This window comes from Pseudoalteromonas sp. Z1A2, from assembly GCF_011378755.1.
GTDB lineage: Bacteria > Pseudomonadota > Gammaproteobacteria > Enterobacterales > Alteromonadaceae > Pseudoalteromonas > Pseudoalteromonas distincta.
Map to the genome: position 1 here is coordinate 1 of NZ_WTKX01000033.1, position 26,016 is coordinate 26,016.

Genomic DNA, 26,016 nt, shown 5'->3' on the forward strand with positions numbered 1-26,016 from the left:
GAATAAAAACAACTCAAACTCAGTCACCACTGAACTTGAGTTGCCTTTCACACTGACAACATCTTCACACACAATATAAAGATTCTTGGTTTACATTACGTGGCAATTGTAGGGAATAAAAACAACTCAAACTCGTTCTTTATGGAAGTGAATCCACCGAACTTGAGTTGCCTTTCACACTGACAACATCTTCACACACAATATAAAGATTCTTGGCTTACACTGCGTGGCAATTGTAGGGAATAAAAACAACTCAAACTCAGTCACCACCAAACTTGAGTTGCCTTTCACACTGACAACATCTTCACACACAATATAAAGATTCTTTTAAGCGAGGCTAACTTATGCCTCAAGCTTATGACGAGAGCCTTGCTCTTTGTCTATGGTTAAACTTTAGAGTGTTAGCTCCAATTTGACAAACGAGAAAAATAAACCTAATAGGTGAAAAAAACTAAACTATATACCTTTGTCTAATACATTTAGATTGGATTGCTTTGGAAACTATGATGCGAAGGCGTTTTACAGGCACAAAAAAAGCGCTATAAAGCGCTTTTTAATATTTAAGACAGGCTTAAATAATTTGGTTTTCTTTCCAGGCTTGCTCTTTTGCTAAACGGTTTTTGCGTTTATCACATGGATCATCGCAATCACAGGCTTTATCAATACCAACCGAACCTAAACCACCACAGCTGCTTGCCATAGATTTTTTTTGCACGATCATACCAACGGCCATAGCCGAAACTATCAAAATTAGTAAGCCAAAAGTAAGAAGAAAAAGTGACATTGCTTAGCCCCTATTGATCAGCAATAAATTAAACTCAAATATTTTTGAGCGACTGCTATTATATACCCAAATAACACGGAAATAAACAAGTCAGCACCATACTATAAATAAGGCTTAAATGCTGGGCTTGAGTAGGTAACTAAACCCTCTTTTGATTTACCTATTAAATAAACCGGTAAATCATGTTGTTCAGCATAAGCTTGCGCTTTTTGCATCCCCATTACAGTAAGTGCCGTCGCTAAACCATCTGCCGTCATAGCGCTTGGATGAAGCACAGTTACCGACACTAAGTCGTGCTTAATAGGCATACCTGTTGCTGGATCAATTAAGTGGGTATAGATCTCGCCATCCATTTTATAAAAAATACGGTAATCACCCGATGTCGCTATACCACTTGTACCTGGCGATAAGACACGGTGTACCTTACGCTCTCCAGGTTGCGCATCTGGTTGCTCAATCGCGATTTTCCAATCCTGATTATTTGGCTTTTCACCTGCTATACGCAGCTCACCACCAATCTCAACCATGTAATTAGTAATGTCGTGGCTTTCTAATAACTGGGCAACTTTATCAATACCATAGCCCTTAGCTGTTGCCGAAAAAGAAAGCTCCAGTCCATTAACTGTTTTAGCCAGTCCTTGCTCATTTAAGATAAGTTTATCAATGCCTATTTTTTCAACCATACTTGCAAGCTCTTCATCACTTGGGCGATTAGTTGGTTTTTTATCAGGCCCAAAGCCCCATAAATCAATTAAAGGCCCCATTGTTACGTCGAGTGTTTTAGTCGATTCACCCAAGCGAATAGACTCGCTTATAACAGCCCTAAAATCTTCGCTAATTGGCATGACTTGATTTGCAGGTAATCTGTTAAATGTATTTATTTCAGAGTCTTCTATGTAAGTAGACATAGATTGGTTCACATCTTTTAAAACAGCGTCTATTTGCAGCTGTAGTTGTGAAGCCGATAGCTGGGCTTGCTCATCATAATATTTAATATGATAAGTGGTACCCATAGTCTTACCTTCTAAAAAGGTTTCTTTTAACTCTGGCTTTTCACCACACCCAGACAATAATACAGTCAGTGTAATTAGTAAAAAGGCCATTATGCCCTGTGAAGTACTTACTCGATTCATAACAGCTCTACTTAATAGATTGATAAAATTAAAGAATAAAAAAAGCCTCGTAACACAAGTGCTACGAGGCTGGTATTTTAACCAAAACTAAACTGTTTTGGTATTAGTGTTAGCCACCGAAGTCATCTAGTAAGATATTTTCGTCTTCAACACCTAAATCTTTAAGCATAGTAATAACTGCCGCATTCATCATTGGAGGACCACACATGTAGTACTCACAATCTTCAGGCGCTTCGTGATCTTTAAGATAGTTCTCAAATAACACGTTATGGATAAAGCCAGTATAGCCTTCCCAGTTATCTTCAGGCTGTGGATCTGAAAGTGCTGTATGCCATACGAAGTTAGGATTTTCAGCGGCTAGGCCGTCAAAATCTTCTACGTAGAACATTTCACGCTCAGAACGTGCACCATACCAAAAACTCATCTTACGTTTAGAGTTCAAACGTTTAAGTTGGTCAAAGATATGAGAACGCATTGGCGCCATACCAGCACCACCACCAACAAATACCATTTCTGCGTCAGTGTCTTTAGCAAAGAACTCACCAAATGGGCCCGAAATAGTTACCTTGTCGCCTTCTTTAAGTGACCAAATGTACGAAGACATTTTACCACATGGCAAGCTAAGGTTTCTTGGAGGTGGAGCAGCAATACGCACGTTAAGCATAATGATGCCTTCTTCTTCTGGGTAGTTAGCCATTGAGTAAGCACGAATTGTTTCTTCGTCTACTTTTGACTCCAGATCGAAGAAACCAAAATGGTTCCAGTCGCCACGATACTCTTCAGGAACATCGAAATCTGCATATTTAACATGGTGAGGTGGAGCTTCGATTTGGATGTAACCACCCGCACGAAACGGCACTGACTCGCCATCTGGAATTTGCAGCTTAAGTTCTTTGATGAACGTTGCTTTGTTATCATTAGAGATAACTTCACAATCCCATTTCTTAACACCGAAAATTGACTCTTCAAGTTCAATTTCCATGTCATTTTTAACATTTACCTGACACGCTAAACGACAGCCTTCACGGGCTTCACCTTTAGATATGTGATCAAGCTCAGTTGGCAGAATATCACCACCACCTTCTTTAATGTGTACACGACACTGACCACAAGAGCCACCGCCACCACAAGCAGATGATACAAATATACCTGACTCAGATAGTGCGCCTAAAAGCTTACTACCTGCTGATGTTTTAATGGCTTTATCTGGGTCGCCATTAATGCCGATGATAATATCGCCACTTGCAACTAACTGAGATTTAGCACCAATGATGACTAAAACCAGTAGTACAACGATAGCGATAAAAACACCAACGCCTAAGAAAATCTGATAATCCATGATTTATCCTCGCTACCTTTACAGTGAAATACCAGAGAATGACATAAAGCCAAGTCCCATTAAACCAACAGTGATGAAGGTAATACCTAAACCACGTAAGCCGTCAGGTACGTCTGAGTATTTCAGTTTCTCACGGATACCTGCAAGTAATGTAATTGCAAGTGCCCAACCAACACCAGCGCCAATACCATAAACAACAGACTCGCCGAAGTTATAGTTACGCTCAACCATGAATGATACCGCACCAAATATTGCACAGTTAACTGTGATAAGTGGTAAGAAGATACCTAACGCGTTGTATAGTGCAGGGAAAAACTTATCTAACGCCATTTCAAGAATTTGCACAAGTGCTGCAATAACACCAATGAAAGTTAAGAAACGTAAAAAGCTAAGATCTGCATCTGGGTAACCTAACCAAGTTAGTGAACCAGGTGCAAGTACCGCATGATAAACCAAGTTGTTTACAGGTACAGAAATACCCAATACAACTATAACCGCTATACCTAGGCCAATTGATGTAGTTACTTTTTTAGATACCGCTAAAAAAGTACACATGCCTAAGAAGAATGACAACGCTAAGTTCTCAATAAAAACGGCTTTTACAAATAAACTAATATAATGTTCCACTATTTGCCCCTTACGCTTTAGCTTCTACTTGGTCTTTCTTATAAGTACGCAGTACCCATATGAATAAACCAATGATGAAGAATGCACTCGGTGGTAAGATCAATAGACCCATAGGCTGATACCAACCGCCATCTTGTACTAATGGGATAATATCAACACCGAATAGTGAACCCTTACCAAATAGCTCACGAATGAAACCAACAGTAAGTAGTACTACAGAGTAACCTAAGCCGTTACCAATACCGTCAAGGAATGACATAAGTGGTGGCGACTTCATCGCGTATGCTTCAGCACGACCCATTACGATACAGTTAGTAATGATTAGACCAACGAATACAGAAAGCTCTTTTGCAGTAGCATAAGAAAATGCCTGTAATACTTGGTCAACAACGATTACCAATGATGCGATAATTGTCATTTGTACGATGATACGTACAGATGATGGGATCTGGTTACGAATAAGCGAGATAAAGAAGCTCGAAAACGCAGTTACAAGTGTCAATGCGATTGACATAATTAACGCATTTTTTAAGCTAGACGTTACCGCTAGCGCAGAACAAATACCAAGTACTTGTAGTGCGATTGGGTTGTTAGCTAAAACCGGACCGAATAGGACCGCCTTCATTTCTTTAGTATCAGCCATTATTTCAATGCTCCTTTACGTACTTTCGCAAGGAAAGGGCCAAAGCCATTTTCGCCAGTCCAAAAGTCAACTGCATGATCAACACCGTTAGACGTTAATGTAGCACCTGAAAGACCATCGATCTTATGCTCATCATTGCCCGCAGTACCTTTAACAATTTGAATTGGAAGTTCTTTACCTTCCCATGTAGCAGTCCACTGTGGATTTTGGATTTCGCCACCAAGACCTGGGGTTTCATTATGCTTGTAAAAGATAATGCCCTTAACTGTTTCACCATCGCTTTCAAGCGAGATAAAACCGTACATCAAGCCCCATAAGCCGTAGCCTTGGATAGGAAGAATGATTGCATCAACTGAGCCATCTTCTTTTTTAGAGATATACACCGGTGACTCTTTAGTCACACGTTGAATACCAGCAATATCTTTAACGCCTTTCTCTTGAAGAGAAACACTTAGCGCTGCATCATATTTGCTTTTTTCAAAGTCAAAGATTGTTGGGTCTGTATCTACAAACTCACCTGTAGTCATGTTTACAACGCGCGCTTCGATTTTTGCATCAAATGTTTCAAGAACATTTTCAACTTTGTCGATGCCCGCAGCAGCTAAGATATTGCTTTGAATATCTTTGTTTTTATTAGCTTGCTGTAAAGGACGAAGCTGTACAGAAGCAAACGATACAATGATTGCACACACTAAACATAGTGCTACAACAACTGATAACGTTTTGCCGATTGATTCGTTATTACTAGACATTACGTGCCAACCTCCGCTTAATATTAGCCTGCACTACAAAGTGATCGAACAGTGGAGCGAACAAGTTAGCAAATAAGATTGCTAGCATCATGCCTTCTGGGAAAGCAGGATTCACAACACGTATCATAACCACCATAAAGCCAATTAATAGACCATATGCTAATTTACCTTTGTCAGTAAATGCAGCTGATACAGGGTCAGTAGCCATAAAGAACATACCAAACGCAAAGCCACCAAGTACAAAATGCCAATACCAAGGCATTGCAAATACAGGGTTAGTTTCTGAGCCAACAGCATTTAATAAAAATGCAGTTGCTACCATACCTAGGAATACACCTAGTACAATGCGCCAAGAAGCGATACGAACGTAAATTAAGAACAAACCACCTACTAATAATGCAAGTGTAGATGTTTCACCTACAGAACCTTGAATGAAACCATAAAACGCATTCCACCATAATTCCATGTTTGCAAAGTCAAGTGTGCCAGCAAATGCTTGGCCTAGCATAGTTGCACCAGAGAAAGAATCTACTGCTGTCCATACTGTGTCACCTGAGATTTGAGCTGGGTATGCAAAGAATAAAAATGCACGACCGGCTAAAGCAGGGTTTAAGAAGTTACGGCCAGTACCACCAAAGATTTCTTTAGCGATTACCACACCAAACGTAATACCTAACGCAACTTGCCATAAAGGAATAGTTGCTGGCAAAATAAGTGCGAATAATACAGAAGTAACGAAGAAACCTTCGTTAATTTCATGCTTACGCACTGAAGCAAATATAACTTCCCAGAAACCACCTACTGCAAATGTTACAGCGTAGATAGGTAAGAAGAAACATGCTCCATAGAACATCTTAGCGCCCCAGCCTGCATCAGCGGTTAACTCGCCACCGAATAACTGGAACAAACCAACTTGCCACGTGTTTGCTAGTTCAAAACCTTGTGCTAAAGCACCAGCGGCCTGATGACCGATATTGAACATACCAAAAAACATAGCTGGGAACGTCGCCATCCACACTAAAATCATCATACGTTTTAGGTCGATGTTATCGCGTACGTGTGTCGCGCCTTTATTTACGTAGCCTGGTGTATAAAAAATAGTTGCAGCTGCTTCATACAGTGCATAAAACTTTTCATATTTACCACCGGCTTCAAAATTCGGCTCGATATCTTCTAGATATTTTTTTAAACCCATCTCTCTAGCCTTCCTTCTCGATCGTAGTTAAGCAATCGCGTAGGATAGAACCATACTCGTATTTGCCTGGACAAACGAAGGTACATAACGCTAAATCTTCTTCATCAAGTTCAAGCGCGCCCAATGAAATTGCACTGTCTAAATCACGTGCAATTAAGTCACGTAATAATAGAGTAGGCAAAATATCTAACGGCATTACGCGCTCGTAGCTACCAATTGGTACCATGGCACGTTTTGAACCACCTGTTGACGTTGTCATTTTAAATAAACGACTTGGTGCAAGGTGAGAAAGGAATGTACGCGTTACAGAGAATTTATCACTACCTGGTGCAATCCAGCCAAACAATTCTTTTTCGCGACCTTCAAGTAAAACAGATACTTGAACGTGGTAACGACCTAAGAATGCATGAACACCGTTTGAAATAGAACCCGATAGAACAGAACCAGAAATAACGCGGTTATCTCCGTCTTCTAACTCACCAGCCACTAAATCATCCAATGAAGCACCTAATTGTGTTTTCACTAAACGTGGGTTTTTAACGCGAGGACCTGCAAGCGAAATAACACGATTTGTGTAAATTTCACCAGTAAGGAATAAGTGACCATACGCAATAACGTCTTGGTAACCAATATGCCAAACTTGTTTGCTAACAGAAACTGCATCAAGATGATGGATATGAGTGCCAACGAGGCCAGCCGGATGCACACCACCAAACTCATGTACTTCTACTTGAGCTATAGATGAGCTAGGAACTTGGCTGCCTGCTTTTTTACACACAAATACTTTGCCATCGGTCAAACGCGAAACAACTGCAAGACCCGCTTCAAATGCTTGCGCATTTTCTGCAATAATTACTGCAGGATCTGCAGCTAATGGGTTTGTGTCGATTGCGGTCACAAAAATAGAACTAGGATTTGCATCCACAGCCGCTACTTTGCTGAATGGGCGAACACGAAGTGCTGTCCATTGACCAGACTGGATAAGTACTTCTTTGGCTTTTTCGCGCTCTAAGCTCGGAAGCTCGTCTGCTTTGAAAGAGTCAAAGGTGATTTGCTCACTGCCTGCTACTTCAATAACAACAGATTGCAGCACACGTTTAGCACCACGATTTATTTCTTTTACTGTACCAGAAGCTGGAGCAGTAAATAGGACGCCTGGGTTCTTTTTATCTTCAAAAAGTACCTGGCCTTTTTTGACTTGGTCATCCACACGAACATGCATGGTTGGACGCATACCGATAAACTCTTCGCCAAGCACAGCTACACGTTTGACAGCAGAACCGTCATGTATAACTTGCTGTGGCGCGCCCTCTAAGGGTAAATCCAGACCTTTTTTTATGTTGATCATACGCACTTGCATTACATTAAAGGAAAGAAACTGAAAAATCGTATCAACCACGTCGCCATTTGAGTTATTCCAAGTTATATCAAGGTACAAAAGAGCAGCTTGCTAGAGATATCAAACAAGCAACGTAGTAAAACTCATCACATATTGTCGAGATTTTAACATCATTTTAGATGACTATGCGAGTGTATTTATGAAAATTATACGACAGAAACACTTATTTAGTTTTGTTAAGTGAATTAAATAAAAATCAAGCTAGACCAAAGTGGTAGCCTAAGCAATTATCATTCCTGATTTCATCGTAAATTCAACAAATCGCATAATACAAAAAAAGCCGCGATAGCGGCTTTTATAACTAGGGCCTGTTGACCTTTCAGGATTAAAATTTGTTCAATCTAGGGGCTATTTAATCGCGGCGTGAGGTTTGTAACCTAGTGGGCTAAGTAAAAACCAAGCAACAAAGAGTAAATAGCCCCTAGGCAGAACCCTTTGGGCAGCGCATGTTTGGCATTTATTCCACGTCATCGCCCATTTATGGGGAATAACCACACTACATAGGCTCTGTCTTGCCTAAATACCAAACAGGCTGCTGCAAATTTAACCTCGAAAGATAAACAGGCCCTAAGTTCTGTTAGTCAATCATATTGGCAATTGGCTTAACTGAATCTACATCTTGATCGTAGTCAACACTATCTATACCAAAACCAAATAAGCGTAAAAACTCATTATGGTAACCAACATAATCTGTTAGCTCATCAATGCTGCTCGTATCTACTTTATCCCAAACAGCTTGCACGCGAGCTTGTACATCGTCTTCTAGCTCTTTGTAGTTTTGGAATAAATGTCCACCGTCGTCAAAGCGAGGAGATTCACCATACAAGTTTTCACTAAATAAAGCGTGAATTTGCTCAATAGTGCCTTCGTATGTGCCATCTGCTTTCATAACTTTAAATAAAGCAGAGATATATAACGGCATAATAGGAATAGCAGAACTTGCTTGCGTTACCACAGCATTAAGTGATGAAACATATGCCTCACCATTTAAATCTTTTGTTGATTCTTTAATAGCAGCGGTTGCACGGTCTAAATCTTCTTTAGCCTTACCAATAGTAGCGTGTCCGTATATTGGCCATGTTAGCTCTTTACCAATATAAGTGTACGCAGTCGTTTTAAAGTTATCGGCTAATACATCCGCTTCTTTTAATGCGTCAATCCACATTTCCCAATCTTCACCGCCCATTACTTTAATGGTGTTGTCGATATCGTCTTGGTTTGCAGCTTCAACAGTAATTTCATCAATTTCACGCTTTGATGTATTTAAGTTTTTAGTAGTAACGGCACTGCCAATTGGTTTAAGCGTAGATGAGTAAACTTCGCCCGTATTTGGGTCTGTACGACGAGGAGACGCTAAGCTGTAAATAATACAATCTACTTTGCCCAAATCTGCTTTAATAGTGTCGATTGCTTTTTGTTTAATTTCGTTAGAAAACGCATCGCCATTAATATTTTTAGACCAAAGGCCTGCTTCGTCTGCTGCATCTTGAAAAGCAGCGGTATTGTACCAACCAGCAGAGCCTGTTTTGCGTTCTGTACCTTCTTTTTCAAAGAAAATACCTAATGTTTTAGCACCACCACCAAACGCTGCTGTAATGCGCGAAGCCAAGCCGTAGCCTGTTGATGCGCCAATAACTAATACATTTTTTGGTGCATTTTTTAATGCGCCTTGTTGTTTTACATAGTTAATTTGTTCTTGAACATGCTCTGCACAACCAGCTGGATGTGCGTTTGTGCAGATAAATCCACGAATTTTAGGCTTAATGACCATTGATCATCCTATATCTTTTACAATAAAAATTAGCGCTAGTTTAAAGGCTAATACTAAAAACACTGATCTGATCAGTTAACCACAAGTGTAACAATCAAATCGCTATTAATTATTTAAGCTAATTTAGAGCCGCCCATACAATTAGGTGAATCAGGTGCCTCGCCGCCCTGCTCTGTATACTCATCGGGTGTATATGTATGAATTGCGAGTGCATGAATATGATTTGCTAATTCATCTTTTAGAATTTCATTAATTTCACGATGGCGCTGCAATAAACGTTTACCTGTAAAACCTTCGCTAACCACTATTACTTTAAAGTGTGATTCAGTGCCCGCACTGTGCATATGGCTTTCGTTAATTACGTTTAAATGTTTACACGCAATAGCGTTGCTTATTTTTTCTTGGATCTGTTGCTGCATTGACATAAAAGACCGTTTTAATTAGCTAATTTATACACTTACTATAACAATTTAACGCAGCGCTTGGCTAACTAAATTGCTTTTGTTTAATGTCCTTAATAAATCGGTAAGTTAAACTTATTCGAGGATGTGCAAGCGTTGTTTGTTTAGGTATTGCATGTTGATAATCTCGCTGGCTATGTCCATTCATTATTAAACAGCTGCCACTTTGTAATTTTAAGTCGGTTACTTTATTGCTCGCCTTGTGCTTTAACTTTAGAACCCGATCAGCTCCTAGCGAGACACACACAATTGTTGGTTTATCACCAAGCTCTATTTCATCATCACTGTGCCAGCCCATCGTATCATTACCATCTCGGTAATAATTAACGAGTAATGAGTTTAGAGGCTGATTTAAGTGCGCCTCTAAACGCCTTCTCATATTAAGTAACAATTCATCCCATGGCTCTACTATTTGCTTACTACTTGAATAGCCGTATTCAATATTCAAATCGCTCATGAAGCATTGTAGCCGTGGAATAGGCCCCGTTTTACCATAAACAGTTACATCGGGTTGCTGCCAACGTAGGTTTTTTTGCAAATAATAAAATAGATCGAGGCTTTTTTGTGCACTAAGTGCCCTACTTTGATAAGAAAAGCCATTTGGTAACTGTTGGGGGTTGGCGTTTTGCCGTTGCATGTTAGAATTTACCTACATTAGATTACTGATCAACGAACCATTATGACGACGCAAGCCCAGCTAGGCGATAAAACCTTTACTCTTGAACGCTTTCCTTTGGATCAAAAAAACCGCAGCTTACAAGCGTGGGATTCGGCAGATGAGTACCTTATCAATTATGTTAACGAACATCACCCTGATTGTCGCTCATTGCTTATTTTAAACGATAGCTTTGGTGCGCTTGCTTGTTATTTTAATAAGTTAACGGTTTGTTCAGTTAACGATTCTTATATTAGCCACCAAGCTGCGGCTTATAACTTACAAGAAAACAAGCTGCCTACAGCAGAGTTTACGCAAGTAGATAGTTTGTCGGCATTACCGCAGGATGTTGATTTAGTACTTATTAAAATCCCTCGTAATTTAGGTTTTTTACAGTTTCAGTTAAGTGAGCTCAGTGAAGTCCTTGCACCTGGTACGCCAGTAATTGCTGCAGGTAAAACAAAAGAAATTCATAACTCAACAATAAAATCATTTGAGCAATTTATTGGTGAAACAAAAACTAGCCTAGCAGTTAAAAAATCACGTCTAATATTAAGCAATGCTAAAGGCGGATATAAAGCAGCAGACTTCCCTGTAACGTGGGAGCTTGAAGGTACTGAGTTTAATATAACAAACCATGCAAATGTGTTTTCGCGTGATTCGTTAGATATTGGTGCACGCTTCTTTTTTAACTACTTACCAGAAACACCAAAAGCTAAAAGCATTATTGATTTAGGCTGTGGTAACGGGGTTGTTGGATTAATGACGCTTGCTCGTTGCCCTAATGCATCAGTTACTTTTGTTGATGAGTCTTACATGGCAGTAGAGTCGGCTCGGTTAAATGTAGAAATTAACCTAGGCGATAAGTTTGATAACTGCGAGTTCATCGAAAACGACTGTTTAACAGGCTTTGAAAGAGACAGTGTAGATATGGTGCTTTGTAACCCTCCATTTCACCAAGCTCAGGCCGTTACCGACCATATTGCTTGGCAAATGTTTAAACAAGCAAAAGATACTTTAAAAGAAGGCGGCGAGCTGCGTATTATTGGTAATCGTCATTTAGATTATCATGATAAATTAAACCGTATGTTTGGCAACTGTAAGTTGCTAGGTTCAAACAAAAAGTTTGTCGTTTTAAGTGCAACAAAAAATAGTGGAATGCTATAAATGAAATTAACAAACATTATAATTGGGTATTGTGTATTACTGATACTTGCTGGCTGCGCGAATCAGCCTAGCCAAGTAATACTTAACCCAGTTTATAAAAATGGTCAAATTAGCACTATAAATAGTAGCTTAAGTACTAGTGTAATTGATTTACGTGGCGATACATCAACACTTAAACTTATTGAGTCAGACAAAACTAAAACCTTTGCAAGCCAAGGTATTACCAGCTCTATTAAAAGTGTGTTAGACAGCGCCCTAAGCCGCAATGGAGCCAGTATTTCTAACTTAGCAACGGTTCGCTTTGAAGTAGATATTCATGCATTGCAAGCTGTTGTAACCGAAAAGCTAGTGAGCCATACCAGCGAAGCCCACATAGAACTTGGCGTGCGTGTTATTCGCGCCTCAAGTAACTTTAGTAAAGTGTATAGAGGTAGTGCTAATTTAGAAGGCCCATTTAGTCATGAGCAAGCAAAAATAGAAGGTCAACTCAATAAGTTGACTGAGCAAGTTATTACCCGCATTGTATCTGACCCTGAATTAATAGAATTTTTAGAAGGTTAACTATGAAACGACTTTTTTTAATCTGCTTAGGCTTATTCTTTAGTGTAAGTAGCTTAGCAGCCCAAGAAGGCCGCTTTGTGCAAAAGGACAACATTTTTCCACGCGTAGAAATTGTAACGTCAATGGGTAGCATCGTGGTTGAGCTGGATCGCTCTAAAGCGCCCATCACAGTCAATAATTTTTTAACTTACGTGTCAGACAAAAGTTATCAAGGCAGCGTTTTTCACCGTATTGAGCGCGATGTAGAAAATGATCGCGACTTTGTTATTCAAGGTGGCGGTTACGATAAAGACTATGATGGCCTACATGAAAATGACCCTATTTTTAATGAAAGCGGCAACGGTTTAAAAAACGATATGTATAGCATTGCTATGGCCTATCAAGATAGACAACCGCACTCAGGAACTCGCCAATTCTTTTTTAATATGGATAATAACGATCACTTAAATCCAGGGAAAGATTGGGGCTTTGCAGTATTTGGTAGCGTAATGGATGGTTACGACACGCTTGATAAAATTATGACTGTTGAAACCGGTTTTAATGAGAAAATTGGCTACGATTTCGTACCTAAAAAACCTGTTGTCATCTTAAATATTAAAGTACTTGAACAAGTCCCACTATAATTTTTTAAGAGCAGCCTAGCTGCTCTGCATCAAAGCCAATGAAGGCCCTATGAGCAAATCTCTCTCTATTAGCGAATATTTTTCTTACTTTAAAGACAAACGCTTAATCCACATTTTCATATTTGGTATGAGTAGCGGTTTTCCGTGGGTTTTAATTGGCTCTGTTATGTCTGCTTGGCTAAAAGATGAGGGGCTAAGTCGCAGTATGATAGGCCTATTTGGCATTGTATTTGGCGCTTACAGCATAAACTTTTTGTGGTCACCACTCATTGACCGTACAAAACTTCCTATTTTATATAAATGGCTAGGCCAGCGTCGCAGTTGGATACTATTTTGCCAAAGTTTTATTTTTATTGGCACCTTGCTATTAGCAGGGCTTGATTTAAAAGCTAATTTGGCAATTGTTGCTGCGATTTGTTTATTAATCGCCATTGCTTCGGCTACTCAAGACATTGCTATTGATGCCTTTAGAATAGACACCCTAAGCGAAAGCGAATCACACAAAGCAACCGCTGCAGCCGCAATGGCAACTTCGGGTTGGTGGACAGGTTATGCACTTTTAGGCGCCATTCCATTTTACATGGCCGATATACCCTCGCTCGACTGGCCACAAATTTATTACTTTTTAGCTGCCGTAATGCTGCTGTTAATGAGTGGAGCACTGTTTGCAAAAGAGCCCGAAACTAACCGCGAAGCAGTACATGCTGAACTTGAGCGTGTGTACCTTGAAAAACTGTCCTCTACAAAACAAACTCCTTTAACAAAAACTGTTGCGTGGCTTGCGGTAACCGTTATTGATCCCTTTAGAGCTTTTTTTAATAAAAATGGCGTTAAAACAGCACTAGCATTACTTGCGTTTATTTTCTTATTTAAAATAGGCGAAGCGTTTTTAGGGCGCATGTCGATTGTGTTTTATAAAGAAATTGGTTTTAGCAATAGCGATATAGCTACATTTTCGAAGGTAGGTACAGCGGTACTTACAATCATATTTACCTTTGTTGGCAGTTTATTTAATCAAAAATATGGCATTGTTAAGGGTTTATTTGTAAGTGGTATTGCAATGGCTGCTTCAAACTTAGCCTTTTCGTGGATTGCTTTAGCTGGCCCTGACCTAAGGCTGTATGCCTTTGCTATTGTTATTGATGGCTTTACGCAAGCGTGGTCGTTGGTCGCTATGGTGGCCTTTATATCGATGTTATGCGATAGAGCATTTAGTGCAACGCACTATGCATTACTGGCGTCATTAGGGAATTTAGGACGAACATTGCTTTCAAGCTACAGTGGTGTAGTAATTGATGATTGGTTAATGGGAAATTGGTCGCTGTTCTTTATTTTAACAGCCTTAATGGTTTTACCTTCGTTGATATTTTTATATCTGATTAGGCATAAGTTGTATGAGCTTGAGAAGAATTACCACAAAAATATTTAATGCATCCCTGCATTAACATATTGCTTAGCACTATCAAGTGCCCCTTAAAGTGTACTAAGCAATTATTGAGTTAATCTACTTTTAGCAAGCTAAGTGCTTCATGTGGATCAACTTCTAGAGCTGTACAATAGCGAACAAACTCAATGACATCTAAACGGCGTTCTTGATTTTCAATCTTGCCGATAAATGAATGAGGCGTTCCAAGCACTTGTGCTAGGCTTCGCATTGTATGACCCTTTTCATGGCGCTTGGTTTTAAGCCACTTTGTTAGCTTTGCATTTTCTTCAGAAGAAACTGTTTTGCCCATCATTTTACATCTCCTACTAGATGATTTGACGTACCCATTAAAGCAGTAGTTTCCATCAATAGCCGTAGGCAGGTAAGCAGTCATACTTTCAATAGCAAGCTATTGCTTAATAAAGCATGTGTTGCTACTCACTCCACCAACACAGCTAAAAACTACGCTAATAATATGGTAAAGATTTGTTTTTATTGAGAATGAAATTTTGCCCGTCTCATTCTTGGATACATTATATACTATTAACACTTTGGTTAAATAATTAATTACATACTCGGTACAAAATCAACCTGAACGAACATTTATAAACACTGAATATTTGACCTAAGTTATCAGAAAATATTAAAAAAATAATATTACCTTCATAAAACAGCTTAAAAATATTTATAACATATTTGTTCCTTTTTAATGTTACACGTTTATTATTAAGCAATAATTTGCACTAAAAAGGCCAAGTAATGTTCAGACTTCTTTTTTTATTACCTATCGTGTTGTGTTTAGGTTGGTACTTTTTTTTGCGCCACAACGGCGTACCAATTAAACAAGGTAAAAAAGGCTTTATGTATATTTTAGCGTTTTCAGCCTTTGTACTCGGCTTTTTTGTATTGATAATGCAAATTACCGAATACGCACCAACTGATTTATAGGCATTAAAAAAGCCGCAAAAGCGGCTTTATTCTATTTAGCGTTTGGCTGTTAAACGCTAAAGCTTGCACCACAACCACAGGTTGTTGTTGCATTTGGATTAGATACAAAAAAGCGTGCACCTTCTAATCCTTCAGTGTAATCAACCTCACCATCAACCAAATATTGAATGCTCATTGGATCAATAACGAGTGTTACACCATTTTTTACAATTTCTAAATCGCCAGGATTCGCTTTTTCATCAAAAGTAAAACCATATTGAAAACCAGAACAACCACCGCCTGTTACATAAACACGCAGTTTTAAGTCTGGGTTTTCTTCTTCGTCGATTAACTGTTTAACACGAACAGCAGCCGCATCGCTGAACTTAATTGGTAATTCTTCAGACATTTTAAAACCCTCAATATCGCAATGGCGTGATTATCTAATACCCGAGTGTTTTAATCAAGTATAGTAAAACAACTCTTTCCTCTAAGTTATATCTATAAATTAGTAAAAAAGTGGCCAAACATTAACTAGCTAAAATAATACTTAAGCAAACTAAAAGCGACCTTTATACGCTATAAACTCATTAAATATTTTAGTTATAGGCAATAGGTCTTAATCTTCACTGCAAATTGTTAATATAAGTTACGAAAATTTCAAAATCACAAGGACTTAGCTAAACTCTTTTGCTAAAATGCTGCTGAAAAATACAGCGAGGAATTATGCATGTGGCTTGAGCAACTCAGGCGTCGGCTGGCAAAACCTAAAACATCTGTACAATTATGCTTATTAGGCGTAGTTGCCGGATTAATTGCTGCATTTTTTATTATTTTATTTCGCTTAACCATTCTGTTTTTCCAAAGCTTATTTTTAGAAACACCTGACGACTTTACTACCCTACCAACACTTGAACGTGTACTAATGCCTTTAGTTGCTGCATTACTAATAGCCACGTTTGCTGCCTTTACTGGGTTTAAACATTACCGCTTGGGTATCCCCTTTGTTATACACAGAATTAAACGTCACTACGGGCAAATGCCTTTATACAATACGGTTAATCAATTTGTTGGTGGCGCACTTGCTCTCATTAGCGGTTTTTCAGTTGGCCGAGAAGGGCCTTCCGTGCATATGGGCGCAACGGGGGCGAGTATTTTGGCAGATAAGCTGCATTTACCGCATAATGCCATGCGTACTCTAAGTGGTTGTGGAGTAGCGGCAGGTATAGCCGCGTCGTTTAATACTCCACTTGCAGCCGTTATTTTTGTAATGGAAGTGGTACTTCGTGAATATAAAGTACATATATTTGTACCTATCATGCTTGCCGCTGTTACTGGCGCACTGGCCACACAGTTTGTTTTTGGTGAAGGCTCAGAGCTTGCGCTCATTACCATAGCGCCATTGAGTGGTTGGCATTACCCTTATTTAATATTATGCGGCATGGCGCTGGGTGCAATTGCATTTAGCTTTAATCAAAACTTAATGCTAATTATTAAAACATTTAAACCTTTAAGTATGTTCCCTCGTTTATTAATTGCAGGGTGCATTGCCAGCTTAATAGCTTACGCAGTGCCTCATGCTATGGGCTCTGGTATGAGCGCAATAACTATCGCGGTTGAATCTCCTGATGACGTAAAGCTACTCACAACTATTTTAATCGCTAAACTACTTGCTACATTGTTTGCTATCGGTTTGGGTATTCCGGGCGGTTTAATTGGTCCGGTAATTGGACTTGGCGTATTAATTGGTACATTAATGGCTTTTTTTGCTCAGTTTATTAGTCCTGGCACTGATATAGCGGGTACTTATGGAGTTTTAGGTATGGCCGGATTAATGGCCGCCACATTGCATGCACCACTAGCTGCTTTAACAACGGTCATGGAGCTTACATCGTCACCTGAAATAATTGTTCCAGCTATGCTTGTGATCACCACGGCCTATGTAACAGCATTACAGTTTTTTGGAAATCGCTCCATATTTTTGCAGCAACTAGATTTTCAGGGATTACCGTACCATGTATCTCCCGCTACCGAAGCATTACAAAAAGTGGGGATAATGGATGATATGGATGAAGACTTTAAATTGCTTTATTCTGACGACAAAGTGCAAATAAAAAGCACATTAGATGCCATGGATAGCCAAACTCCGTTAATTGTTTTTGACGAAGAAAATGGCTATCGTCTCGCTGAATACGATTTAACGCTAATGTCTAATGAAACAATAAATATAAATTATATTAGCTTGCAGGGCATCAGTAGTCAGGCCACCCTAGCCGATGCTTTCGATATCCTAAAAGATAAAAGAAGTGGCGCGCTTTACGTTTATAACCTTTTAGATAATCAACAAATTATGGGGCTATTACGCTGGGATCAAATTCATCATATTTTAACCATTCGTAACAGCTTACTTTAAACAATAAGGACTATTATGAGCGCATTATTGATTTATAAAACACTCCACATATTTTTTATGATTGCGTGGTTTGCCGGTATTTTTTACTTGCCTCGATTATTTGTATATCACGCTATGAGCGAGGAAAGATCATGCAACTCTATGTTAAAAGTTATGGAGCGCAGACTACTTTATTTCGTTACCCCATTTGCTGTATTAACCGCTGTATTTGGTGTATTGACCATTGTTGAATATGGTCGTGATTGGTTTAGATACAGTATGTGGTTGCACTATAAGCTAGTGCTGGTGATCATATTATATATATACCACGGCTACTGTTTTAAGTTATTAAATGACTTTAAACATGACCGCAACACTAAGACAGACCGCTTTTACCGTATTTTTAATGAGCTCCCAGTTATTGCGTTGCTCATCATAGTGGCACTTGCGGTAATAAAACCTAATTTATAAGCTTTGCGGCGCATGTTAAACTTCGCTGCAATTTACAATACTTGCTTTAACACGCGCGATTGCGTGCTCCATTTATGGATTATCGCGCCCATTTGACTGATTAGGAATAACCCCATGTTAAGTTTCCAAGGTGAGCATATACTGTCTGTAAATCAGCTAGACAGAGACTGCATTGAACGTATTTTTGCAGTAGCAAAAAAAATGGAGCCTTATGCTAAAAAGCAAAAGCAAACTACGGTGCTAGAAGGCGCTATTTTAGCTAATTTGTTTTTTGAACCGAGCACTCGTACACGAGTTAGCTTTGGCACCGCCTTTAACTTACTTGGCGGTGGCGTACGTGAAACTACAGGTATGCAAAGTTCAGCCCTTGCTAAAGGTGAGTCTCTTTACGATACCGCCCGCGTTATTTCAGCTTATGCTGACGCTGTTGCTATGCGCCATCCTGATGCAGGCTCAGTTAGTGAATTTGCTGACGGCTGTACTGTGCCGGTTATTAATGGCGGCGACGGCCCAAATGAGCACCCTACTCAAGCATTACTTGACTTATTAACCATTGAGCGCGAATTACATCGTTTTGGTCAAAATATTGATGGTATGCATATAGCGCTTGTGGGCGATTTAAAGTATGGCCGCACAGTGCATTCTTTATCTAAACTATTGTGCCATTATAAAAATGTAAAGTTTTCGATGGTCGCGCCTGACGGCTTACAAATGCCAACAAGCATTTTAGATGCAGTAGAAAATGCTGGCCATAAAATTGAGCTAGTAAATAAGATGGAAGGCAATTTAGCAGCCGATATTGTTTACCAAACACGTATTCAAGAAGAGCGTTTTCCATCGCAAGAAGAAGCAAATAAATACCGTGGCGGTTTTAGGATTAGCCAATCTATTTACAGCGCTCACTGTAAGCCTAACTCTGTATTAATGCATCCTCTTCCACGTGACAGTCGCTTAGAAGCCAACGAGCTTGATAACGACTTAAACAGTAACGACAATTTAGCAATATTCCGCCAAGTACAAAATGGCGTATTAATTCGTATGGCACTGTTTGCTTTAACACTCGGCGTAGAAAACAAAGTCGATAAGTATGAAGTAGACGTACCTTGGTTTAGCCGCAAACGCGACAGCTAACCCTCTTTTAAGTGACAATTTATAGGATTTTTCATGACAATTAGCCAAGACTTATTTGAACGCGCCCAAGCTTCTATTCCTGGTGGCGTAAACTCACCAGTTCGTGCTTTTAATGGTGTAGGCGGTACGCCACTATTCATTACAAAAGCAGAAGGCGCGTTTACATTTGATGCCGACGGTAATCGTTACATTGATTATGTTGGCTCTTGGGGGCCTATGATCATGGGCCATAATCACCCTGCAATTAAACAAGCTGTACACGAAGCTGTAGAAAATGGCCTTAGCTATGGCGCACCAACTGAAGCCGAAATATTAATGGCTGAAAAAGTAAAAGAGCTAGTTCCATCAATCGAAAAAGTACGCATGGTTAGCTCAGGCACTGAAGCAACAATGAGTGCAATTCGTTTAGCACGTGGCTTTACCGGTCGCGATAAAATATTAAAATTTGAAGGTTGTTACCACGGTCACGCTGACTCGTTATTAGTTAAGGCAGGTTCTGGTGCGCTAACAATGGGTGTGCCTAATTCTCCAGGTATTCCTGAAGACTTTGCTAAGCATACACTTACAGTTTCGTTTAATAATCTAGATGAAGTAAAAGCTATTTTTGCAAAATACGCAGACGAAATTGCCTGCATTATTGTAGAGCCAGTAGCCGGTAACATGAACTGTATTCCACCAGTGCCTGGCTTTTTAGAAGGTTTGCGTGATGTGTGTGACGAATATAAATCAGTACTTATTTTTGATGAAGTAATGACAGGCTTTCGTGTTGCACTTGGCGGTGCACAAGCTTATTACAACATTAAACCAGATCTTACGTGTTTAGGTAAAGTAATTGGCGGCGGCATGCCAGTTGGCGCGTTTGGTGGTAAAACTGAAATAATGGATTACATTGCGCCTGTAGGACCAGTTTACCAAGCTGGTACTCTTTCTGGTAACCCTATTGCAATGGCTGCAGGTTTAAAATCACTTGAGCTATTAAGTGAGCCTGGCCTTCACGATAAGTTAGAAGCTATTTCAAAAGCAATTTGTGAAGGCTTTGAAGCTGGTGCTAAAAAAGCCGGTGTTGCGCTAACAACTAACTATGCGGGCGGCATGTATGGATTCTTTTTTACTGATGCTGAAAAAGTAACGACATACAAGCAAGCAACTGAGTGTGACCTAGAGCGCTTCAAACGTTTTTTCCACCTCATGCTTGAAGAAGGCGTTTACCTTGCCCCATCAGCATTTGAGGCTGGTTTTGTATGTGCTGCGCATACTGAGCAAGAAGTAAAAGACACAATAGCGGCAGCGGAACGCTCGTTTGCTAAACTTTAAGCTAAAAATTACTATTTATACATTTGTAACCACTTGTTTTTAAGTATGTAATTAAGACTAAAGATTGAAAAAAGCCCGAAAGGGCTTTTTTTATTTGTAGTGTACTATAAATGAATGATAATTAAGCATAACAAGGTCTATTCACCTTTACTCTATTACAAAAAATACAAGAGAGCCTTATGTCAGGATTACGCCAATTTTCTTTTCCCGCTATCCAGCTAATGGCAAACTTAAAATACAAAACTAAAATCAGCTTAATGTTTGGAATTTTACTCGTTCCTCTATCACTTAGTTTGTTTTTTTTAGTCTCGTTATTAAGTGAAAGTATTACTGTTTCAAAAATGCAACAGCAAGGCTTAAAAGGCTACAGAGCTATACTTTCAAATCAAATGCAGGGAGATACGAATCAAAATATAAAAATAGCTCGCTCACTCGGCTTTGACATAAAAGACACACAAGCAAATGAAGTACTTGAACTTGTTTCTATTCAATCAAATCTAGCCTTAGACAGTCAGTTAGCAAGCGCTTATGTAAACCGCTCTTTAGTCACGCCAATTCCTGCACTTATAATGCAAATAAACTCAACAGCGCAAAGCGCTAATACTGTTTTAGCTAGTAACCGTTTTACGCCCGATACGTTTATAGCACTTTCAAATTTTAATAAGTCACTTCCTTTATACGAAAAACAACTCGATAAAATACTCAATGTAGCCACCAATGCAGATAAATCAGTAAACAAAGCGCTCATGCCTCCTTTAACTAGTTTACACAGTGCTGTGGGTGCATTTAAAAACGCGATAGATGAAAAACTACTTGAGCCAGACGATATTCTATTAACTCAATCAGAATTTACTAAACTAACAAACAATGTTCACAGCAGTATTAATCAACTTGTTAGTAAGAGCATTCCAACCCTTGAGAGCCTTATTGAGGCAAAACTACAAACTCAACAGTGGACACGAAATCTTGTTTTAGCTGCTTCATTGATCAGTTTGCTATTTGCATTTTATTTGATGATTGGTTTTTATTTTGCAGTTGTTGATACCATTAATCGCTTTGCTGATGCCGCTAATAGAGCCGCGAATGGCGACTTAAATGCCACTATCGATTCGAGCACTAATGATGAAATGGGAATTATTGCATCGCGCTACAATGCATTACTTAATGCATTTTCACATTTATTATTTGATGTTAAAGCAAGTACAGAAGAGCTATGCGACGCAACTAAATCGCTATCACATGCGAGTAGCGAAACAAGCAATGATGTTTCAAAACAGCAAATTCGAGTCAATGCCATTTATAATGCACTAAGCGATATGGCTCAAAACGCACTTGCAGTTGAAGAGTCAGCGCATCAAGCTACGCTTACCGCACAAAATGCTGCAGTTCATGTGAAACAAGGTTCAGATAATACAATGGAGCTTGCTAAATATATGCAAGACCTCCAAATTGAATTTGCAGAGAGCCAACAAGCGCTCGATAAACTAGCACAAGATAGCCAAGAAATTAGCAAAGTAAGTAAAGGGATCAGTGAAATAGCCGATCAAACAAACTTGCTTGCACTTAATGCCGCTATTGAAGCCGCGCGAGCCGGCGAGCATGGCCGTGGATTTGCCGTTGTAGCTGATGAGGTAAGAACACTTGCTCAGCGTACACAAACACAAACCCAAGAAATACATCAAATTATTAGCTCTTTACAACAAGCATCTGACGACACCCAGCAAAAAATGCGCTCAAGTGTTGAAAAAATGGAGCAATCAGTAAAAGCAGCCAATCAAACCAATGAAGTATTGCAAAGTGCAGAGCAAAGTATGGGCGATATTAAACATCAAGGTGAAGTAATTGCAGAGCGTGTTAAACAGCAATCAAATGCAACAACACAAGCATTGAATGATTCGCAAGAGGTGAGTAATTTAGCAGATCAAACGCTAACATCGGCTCAATCAACGCTACAAGATGCACAGCAATTAAGTCGCTTATCTAATGATTTAACCAAATCAATGCAGTTTTTTAAATCTTAAGCGTTAAAAAACAAGTAATTTTAAAATAAAAAACCCTTCTATTCAGAAGGGTTTTTAGTAGAGGTAATTAGTAATATCAGAAGCGAGCTTCGATACCTAATCGAACATAACGCGGGGTTTGCCAAGAGTACGCAGCATCATGATAAGCATTTACTTCGCCTTCATTTTGCTCATAGTGCTCATTCAACGACGACTCAGTTTGTGAGTTGAAAATGTTAAAGACATTAACAGATGCTCTCATATCAATATCTGAGATAGTAAAGTCGTAAGCGGCAGATAAATCTAAGTTAAATACCCAAGGTGTACGACCATTCGTGCCACGGCTGTGCTTCTCATAGATTTTTTCATCTTGCTCACACTCGCCATTGCTGTTTGTATCAGGGCATTCGTTAGTGTAGATGTAAAAAGTATCTCCCCAACCACCGTTTAAATTTGGATCATTTGACGGATAACCTTGACCAAATAAGCTTTTAGGACGACCACTTTGTAAGGTTGCATTCCAGCCAACGGTTAGATCCTCCATAGGCTCCCAGCTACCAAAGAACTTAAAGGTATGGCGTCTATCATTAGGTTGATAGCCTTGTGAACCATCCATAACAGCAGGGAAGTCAAAGTCTTGAGTAATACCAGCATCTGCTTGACCAATATCTGATTTAACAGCGCCTTCAAAGTTACCAACACTTCTAGCCCATGTATAGCCAAACTGGTAACGAATAGTATCAGCCTTGTAATCTAAGCTAAACTCAACTGCTGTATACTCATTATTTGCTTTAGGTAAGCCTATCGTATCCGCCGAATAAGTAGTTAACGAACCACTATCTGGAACTCCGTCATTATCAAAAGATGAATCCCCCCAATCTGTACCATTCCAATAGTAACCATCGCTGTACCAACTAGAAGAGTCACCTGGGTTTATCATTACACAGTATGGGTATGCATATCGTCCACAGTAATCATCTAGTGCAGTTGCAACTTCACGGTAAATACCTTTTACACCAACTGTATATTCATCATTTAAGGCTTGCTGTATACCTATAATATATTCATCTTTAGAAAATGGTTCCGCCTCTTGAGCTTGGAAAATATCTTTTTCAGGTATTACAGGCACGCCACTTACTTGCTGTGAGTTTTGAGCTCCGCCACTCCCAAGCGTGTCCGCAAGTGGTGATAGCCCTGTAGGGGCACCAGTTTGTGAATCAACACCAGTATAAGTATAAGCTGTCGTGATATCACTAACACCAGATGCAGCTCTAAAAATAGTGTTATTAGCAACTGGTAAGTAATAACGCCCATATGTACCATATACCTTAGTATCGCCAGTACCCGTAGGATCCCACGTAAAACCTAATCTAGGAGCTATATCCGTTTCAAAACTAGTTAATAGTTTACCGGTAGTACCCCAGCTATCAAATTCATCAATACGTAGGCCAACTTTTACAGAGAAATCATCAGTTACTTGCCACTGATCTTCAATGTAGTAAGCGGTTAATTCTGATTCAAAACTACCACCACCATCGAAGATACGATCCTCTACATAATCAAGCGCAGCTCCTGTATTATTTGTCAATGCACCGTTATCAGCTTGCCAACTACCATTATCCGCTAAAGTTCTGTAGTCATAACTATGCCCGCCAATTGGGCTACTTACATTTTCTGACTTACGCTCTTGATAATCTATACCAAATGTTATTTCATGATCATTCCAGACATACTCGACATCTAAGCGGTATTGTGTGTTTTCATCATTATTAGCACCAAAACTACCACCTGCGCCACAACCTGTAATTGGGTTAGCTGTGCCGCGTGAATCTGTAATTGAAGGACAAACTAAGTTCTCAGATTGTGTTTCATACTCTGTCTTAATATTACCAGCCATTGCCGTCACTACTAAGTTTTCAGTTAACACACCTGTGTAGCTTAAACTTTGCGCTTCACCACCACGCTTGAGAAGAGCGCCATCAATACGATCTCCAACTGTCCCATTATCATATTCATAAACAGAGCGCTCAATATCACGACGGTTAGAGTACGCAAAGTAGCTTAATCTGTGGTTTTCATTAATATCCCAATCAAGCTTACCACCCCAGAATAAATTATCACCACCAGAAGCTGATTCGTTGCGGTATTGATCATTTGGCGAGAACTCATCTCCACCCCAAGTATATGTAGATTCTGTATCCCTTGGGTTTATCAAGCCGTAGAAAAACAGTGTATCTTCGATTAGTGGACCACCAGCAGAAAACGTTACATCAGTTTTGCTATCTGAATCTAGGCTTTCATCTCTGAAAATTTGGCCAGCGCCATTATTACCACGAGAGATGCTGCCCTCTTCTTGTAAAGAGTCAGGTTGAAATTGTACGACTGCCGCAAATTCCCACTCATTTGTACCACTTTTAGTAGTTGTATTAATAGTACCACCGGTTGCACGACCAAACTTCGCGGAATAACCGCCTGTTTTAACTTGAAATTGGTCGTAAAATTCGAAAGGTACTTCACCACAACCAAGACCTTGGCGAGTATTAGTAACTTCTAACCCGTTTATATAACATGCATTTTCAGCAACCGATGAACCACCAAAAGAAGCGGTGTTTCCAAATGCACTATCACCTTTAACCGCTCCTGGCGCTAATAGCGCAACAGATGTAAGGTCTCTGTTTATAGGCATACGGTCTATTTCAGCATCAGTAATTACTAACCCCGAATCAGCTGTAGTTAAATCAATTGAAGATATACGAGCACCTAATACTTGGATTACTTCAGGCCCAGAGTCACTAACTTGAGCTAAATCAAAACTGGCTCTTGCATTTGCTCCTAACGAAACTCGAACGTTATCTTCTGCAACAACAGCACCATTTTTTATAATTTGTATTTGATAACTACCAGAAGGTAAAGATGCAAAACGAAAAGATCCATCATCAGAAATACTTAGTGTTCTTTCTAACCCTGTTGCTGGGTTTTTGACTTTTACTGTATACCCTGCAGTAGTAGAAATATTATTAATAGACCCTACAACATCAGATGCAGCTGCTGGGAGAGTAACCCCGAGAGAAGCAAGAACCGCTATTGCTGTAAGATTTTTTTTGAATATATTTTTCATATTCTTATCCCTGTAAAGTTTATAATTATTTTAGCACTTTAAACAAAATGCATACAGAGAGTAACAAAAGAGTACAAATTGTAAATATGTTAATTAATCCAAGATAAAATTAAAATTAAAAACAAAT

General features: G+C 39.4%; 24 protein-coding genes. 10 read left to right on the plus strand and 14 right to left on the minus strand.

The window, feature by feature from the left end:
- Window positions 1–571 precede the first annotated feature (571 nt).
- From nqrM to GQR47_RS17895, 11 genes are all read right to left on the minus strand, one after another.
- A complete protein-coding gene (gene nqrM / locus GQR47_RS17845) occupies window positions 572–784 on the minus strand; it encodes a (Na+)-NQR maturation NqrM (protein WP_007376137.1) in 213 nt (70 codons plus the stop codon).
- Between the two features lie 101 nt (window positions 785–885).
- Window positions 886–1,917, minus strand: coding sequence for an FAD:protein FMN transferase (locus GQR47_RS17850; protein WP_024596561.1), 1,032 nt, complete (start codon window positions 1,915–1,917; stop codon window positions 886–888).
- Between the two features lie 109 nt (window positions 1,918–2,026).
- A complete protein-coding gene (nqrF, locus tag GQR47_RS17855; RefSeq protein ID WP_002958895.1) occupies window positions 2,027–3,256 on the minus strand; it encodes an NADH:ubiquinone reductase (Na(+)-transporting) subunit F in 1,230 nt (409 codons plus the stop codon).
- A gap of 18 nt (window positions 3,257–3,274) precedes the next feature.
- Entirely contained in the window at window positions 3,275–3,883 is a 609-nt protein-coding gene (gene nqrE, locus GQR47_RS17860; protein ID WP_002958896.1) for an NADH:ubiquinone reductase (Na(+)-transporting) subunit E, read from the minus strand.
- Between the two features lie 10 nt (window positions 3,884–3,893).
- Window positions 3,894–4,526 (minus strand): NADH:ubiquinone reductase (Na(+)-transporting) subunit D, encoded by a 633-nt coding sequence (locus GQR47_RS17865; RefSeq protein WP_002958897.1) that lies wholly within the window; start codon window positions 4,524–4,526, stop codon window positions 3,894–3,896.
- Complete coding sequence (locus tag GQR47_RS17870) at window positions 4,526–5,278, minus strand: Na(+)-translocating NADH-quinone reductase subunit C (RefSeq protein ID WP_002958898.1); 753 nt, start codon at window positions 5,276–5,278, stop codon at window positions 4,526–4,528. The genes GQR47_RS17865 and GQR47_RS17870 overlap by 1 nt, the downstream gene beginning before the upstream one ends.
- Window positions 5,271–6,473 (minus strand): NADH:ubiquinone reductase (Na(+)-transporting) subunit B, encoded by a 1,203-nt coding sequence (locus tag GQR47_RS17875; RefSeq protein ID WP_002958899.1) that lies wholly within the window; start codon window positions 6,471–6,473, stop codon window positions 5,271–5,273. The genes GQR47_RS17870 and GQR47_RS17875 overlap by 8 nt, the downstream gene beginning before the upstream one ends.
- Before the next feature lie 4 nt (window positions 6,474–6,477).
- The gene (locus tag GQR47_RS17880; protein WP_024596562.1) at window positions 6,478–7,821 is read right to left on the minus strand and encodes a Na(+)-translocating NADH-quinone reductase subunit A; all 1,344 of its coding nucleotides are present in this window, start codon (window positions 7,819–7,821) and stop codon (window positions 6,478–6,480) included.
- 628 nt (window positions 7,822–8,449) lie between these two features.
- Window positions 8,450–9,643, minus strand: a complete 1,194-nt coding sequence (gene fabV, locus GQR47_RS17885) for an enoyl-ACP reductase FabV (protein ID WP_024596563.1) — start codon at window positions 9,641–9,643, stop codon at window positions 8,450–8,452.
- A gap of 113 nt (window positions 9,644–9,756) precedes the next feature.
- Window positions 9,757–10,068 (minus strand): BolA/IbaG family iron-sulfur metabolism protein, encoded by a 312-nt coding sequence (locus GQR47_RS17890; protein WP_024596564.1) that lies wholly within the window; start codon window positions 10,066–10,068, stop codon window positions 9,757–9,759.
- Window positions 10,069–10,129: 61 nt separating this feature from the next.
- Complete coding sequence (locus GQR47_RS17895; RefSeq protein ID WP_024596565.1) at window positions 10,130–10,741, minus strand: alpha-ketoglutarate-dependent dioxygenase AlkB; 612 nt, start codon at window positions 10,739–10,741, stop codon at window positions 10,130–10,132.
- A gap of 42 nt (window positions 10,742–10,783) precedes the next feature.
- Between GQR47_RS17895 and GQR47_RS17900 the strand changes: the two genes are divergently transcribed.
- The 4 genes from GQR47_RS17900 to GQR47_RS17915 are packed head-to-tail and all read left to right on the plus strand — an operon-like array spanning window position 10,784 to window position 14,539.
- A complete protein-coding gene (locus GQR47_RS17900; RefSeq protein ID WP_024596566.1) occupies window positions 10,784–11,926 on the plus strand; it encodes a methyltransferase in 1,143 nt (380 codons plus the stop codon).
- A complete protein-coding gene (locus GQR47_RS17905; RefSeq protein WP_024596567.1) occupies window positions 11,927–12,487 on the plus strand; it encodes a YajG family lipoprotein in 561 nt (186 codons plus the stop codon).
- Window positions 12,488–12,489: 2 nt separating this feature from the next.
- Window positions 12,490–13,110 (plus strand): peptidylprolyl isomerase, encoded by a 621-nt coding sequence (locus tag GQR47_RS17910; RefSeq protein WP_002958906.1) that lies wholly within the window; start codon window positions 12,490–12,492, stop codon window positions 13,108–13,110.
- Window positions 13,111–13,159: 49 nt separating this feature from the next.
- Window positions 13,160–14,539, plus strand: a complete 1,380-nt coding sequence (locus GQR47_RS17915) for an MFS transporter (protein WP_024596568.1) — start codon at window positions 13,160–13,162, stop codon at window positions 14,537–14,539.
- A gap of 70 nt (window positions 14,540–14,609) precedes the next feature.
- On the opposite strand, the gene GQR47_RS17920 is transcribed toward GQR47_RS17915, so the two are convergent.
- The gene (locus tag GQR47_RS17920; protein ID WP_002958908.1) at window positions 14,610–14,849 is read right to left on the minus strand and encodes a helix-turn-helix transcriptional regulator; all 240 of its coding nucleotides are present in this window, start codon (window positions 14,847–14,849) and stop codon (window positions 14,610–14,612) included.
- A gap of 446 nt (window positions 14,850–15,295) precedes the next feature.
- Between GQR47_RS17920 and GQR47_RS17925 the strand changes: the two genes are divergently transcribed.
- The gene (locus GQR47_RS17925) at window positions 15,296–15,484 is read left to right on the plus strand and encodes a hypothetical protein (RefSeq protein ID WP_024596569.1); all 189 of its coding nucleotides are present in this window, start codon (window positions 15,296–15,298) and stop codon (window positions 15,482–15,484) included.
- A 49-nt stretch (window positions 15,485–15,533) separates the two neighbouring features.
- Here GQR47_RS17925 and erpA read toward each other — a convergent pair whose 3' ends face one another.
- Window positions 15,534–15,872, minus strand: coding sequence for an iron-sulfur cluster insertion protein ErpA (gene erpA / locus GQR47_RS17930; RefSeq protein WP_002958911.1), 339 nt, complete (start codon window positions 15,870–15,872; stop codon window positions 15,534–15,536).
- A 321-nt stretch (window positions 15,873–16,193) separates the two neighbouring features.
- Between erpA and GQR47_RS17935 the strand changes: the two genes are divergently transcribed.
- The 5 genes from GQR47_RS17935 to GQR47_RS17955 all read left to right on the plus strand — a co-directional run bounded on the left by GQR47_RS17935 (window position 16,194) and on the right by GQR47_RS17955 (window position 22,792).
- Window positions 16,194–17,876: a chloride channel protein gene (locus GQR47_RS17935; RefSeq protein WP_002958912.1), complete on the plus strand. Its 1,683-nt coding sequence runs from the start codon at window positions 16,194–16,196 to the stop codon at window positions 17,874–17,876.
- Window positions 17,877–17,891: 15 nt separating this feature from the next.
- Entirely contained in the window at window positions 17,892–18,326 is a 435-nt protein-coding gene (locus GQR47_RS17940; protein WP_002958913.1) for a CopD family protein, read from the plus strand.
- Window positions 18,327–18,440: 114 nt separating this feature from the next.
- The gene (locus GQR47_RS17945; protein ID WP_002958914.1) at window positions 18,441–19,457 is read left to right on the plus strand and encodes an aspartate carbamoyltransferase; all 1,017 of its coding nucleotides are present in this window, start codon (window positions 18,441–18,443) and stop codon (window positions 19,455–19,457) included.
- Window positions 19,458–19,490: 33 nt separating this feature from the next.
- Complete coding sequence (gene hemL, locus GQR47_RS17950; RefSeq protein ID WP_024596268.1) at window positions 19,491–20,771, plus strand: glutamate-1-semialdehyde 2,1-aminomutase; 1,281 nt, start codon at window positions 19,491–19,493, stop codon at window positions 20,769–20,771.
- Window positions 20,772–20,950: 179 nt separating this feature from the next.
- Window positions 20,951–22,792, plus strand: a complete 1,842-nt coding sequence (locus tag GQR47_RS17955) for a methyl-accepting chemotaxis protein (RefSeq protein WP_024596269.1) — start codon at window positions 20,951–20,953, stop codon at window positions 22,790–22,792.
- A 76-nt stretch (window positions 22,793–22,868) separates the two neighbouring features.
- On the opposite strand, the gene GQR47_RS17960 is transcribed toward GQR47_RS17955, so the two are convergent.
- Window positions 22,869–25,889, minus strand: coding sequence for a TonB-dependent receptor (locus GQR47_RS17960; protein ID WP_024596270.1), 3,021 nt, complete (start codon window positions 25,887–25,889; stop codon window positions 22,869–22,871).
- Window positions 25,890–26,016 lie beyond the last annotated feature (127 nt).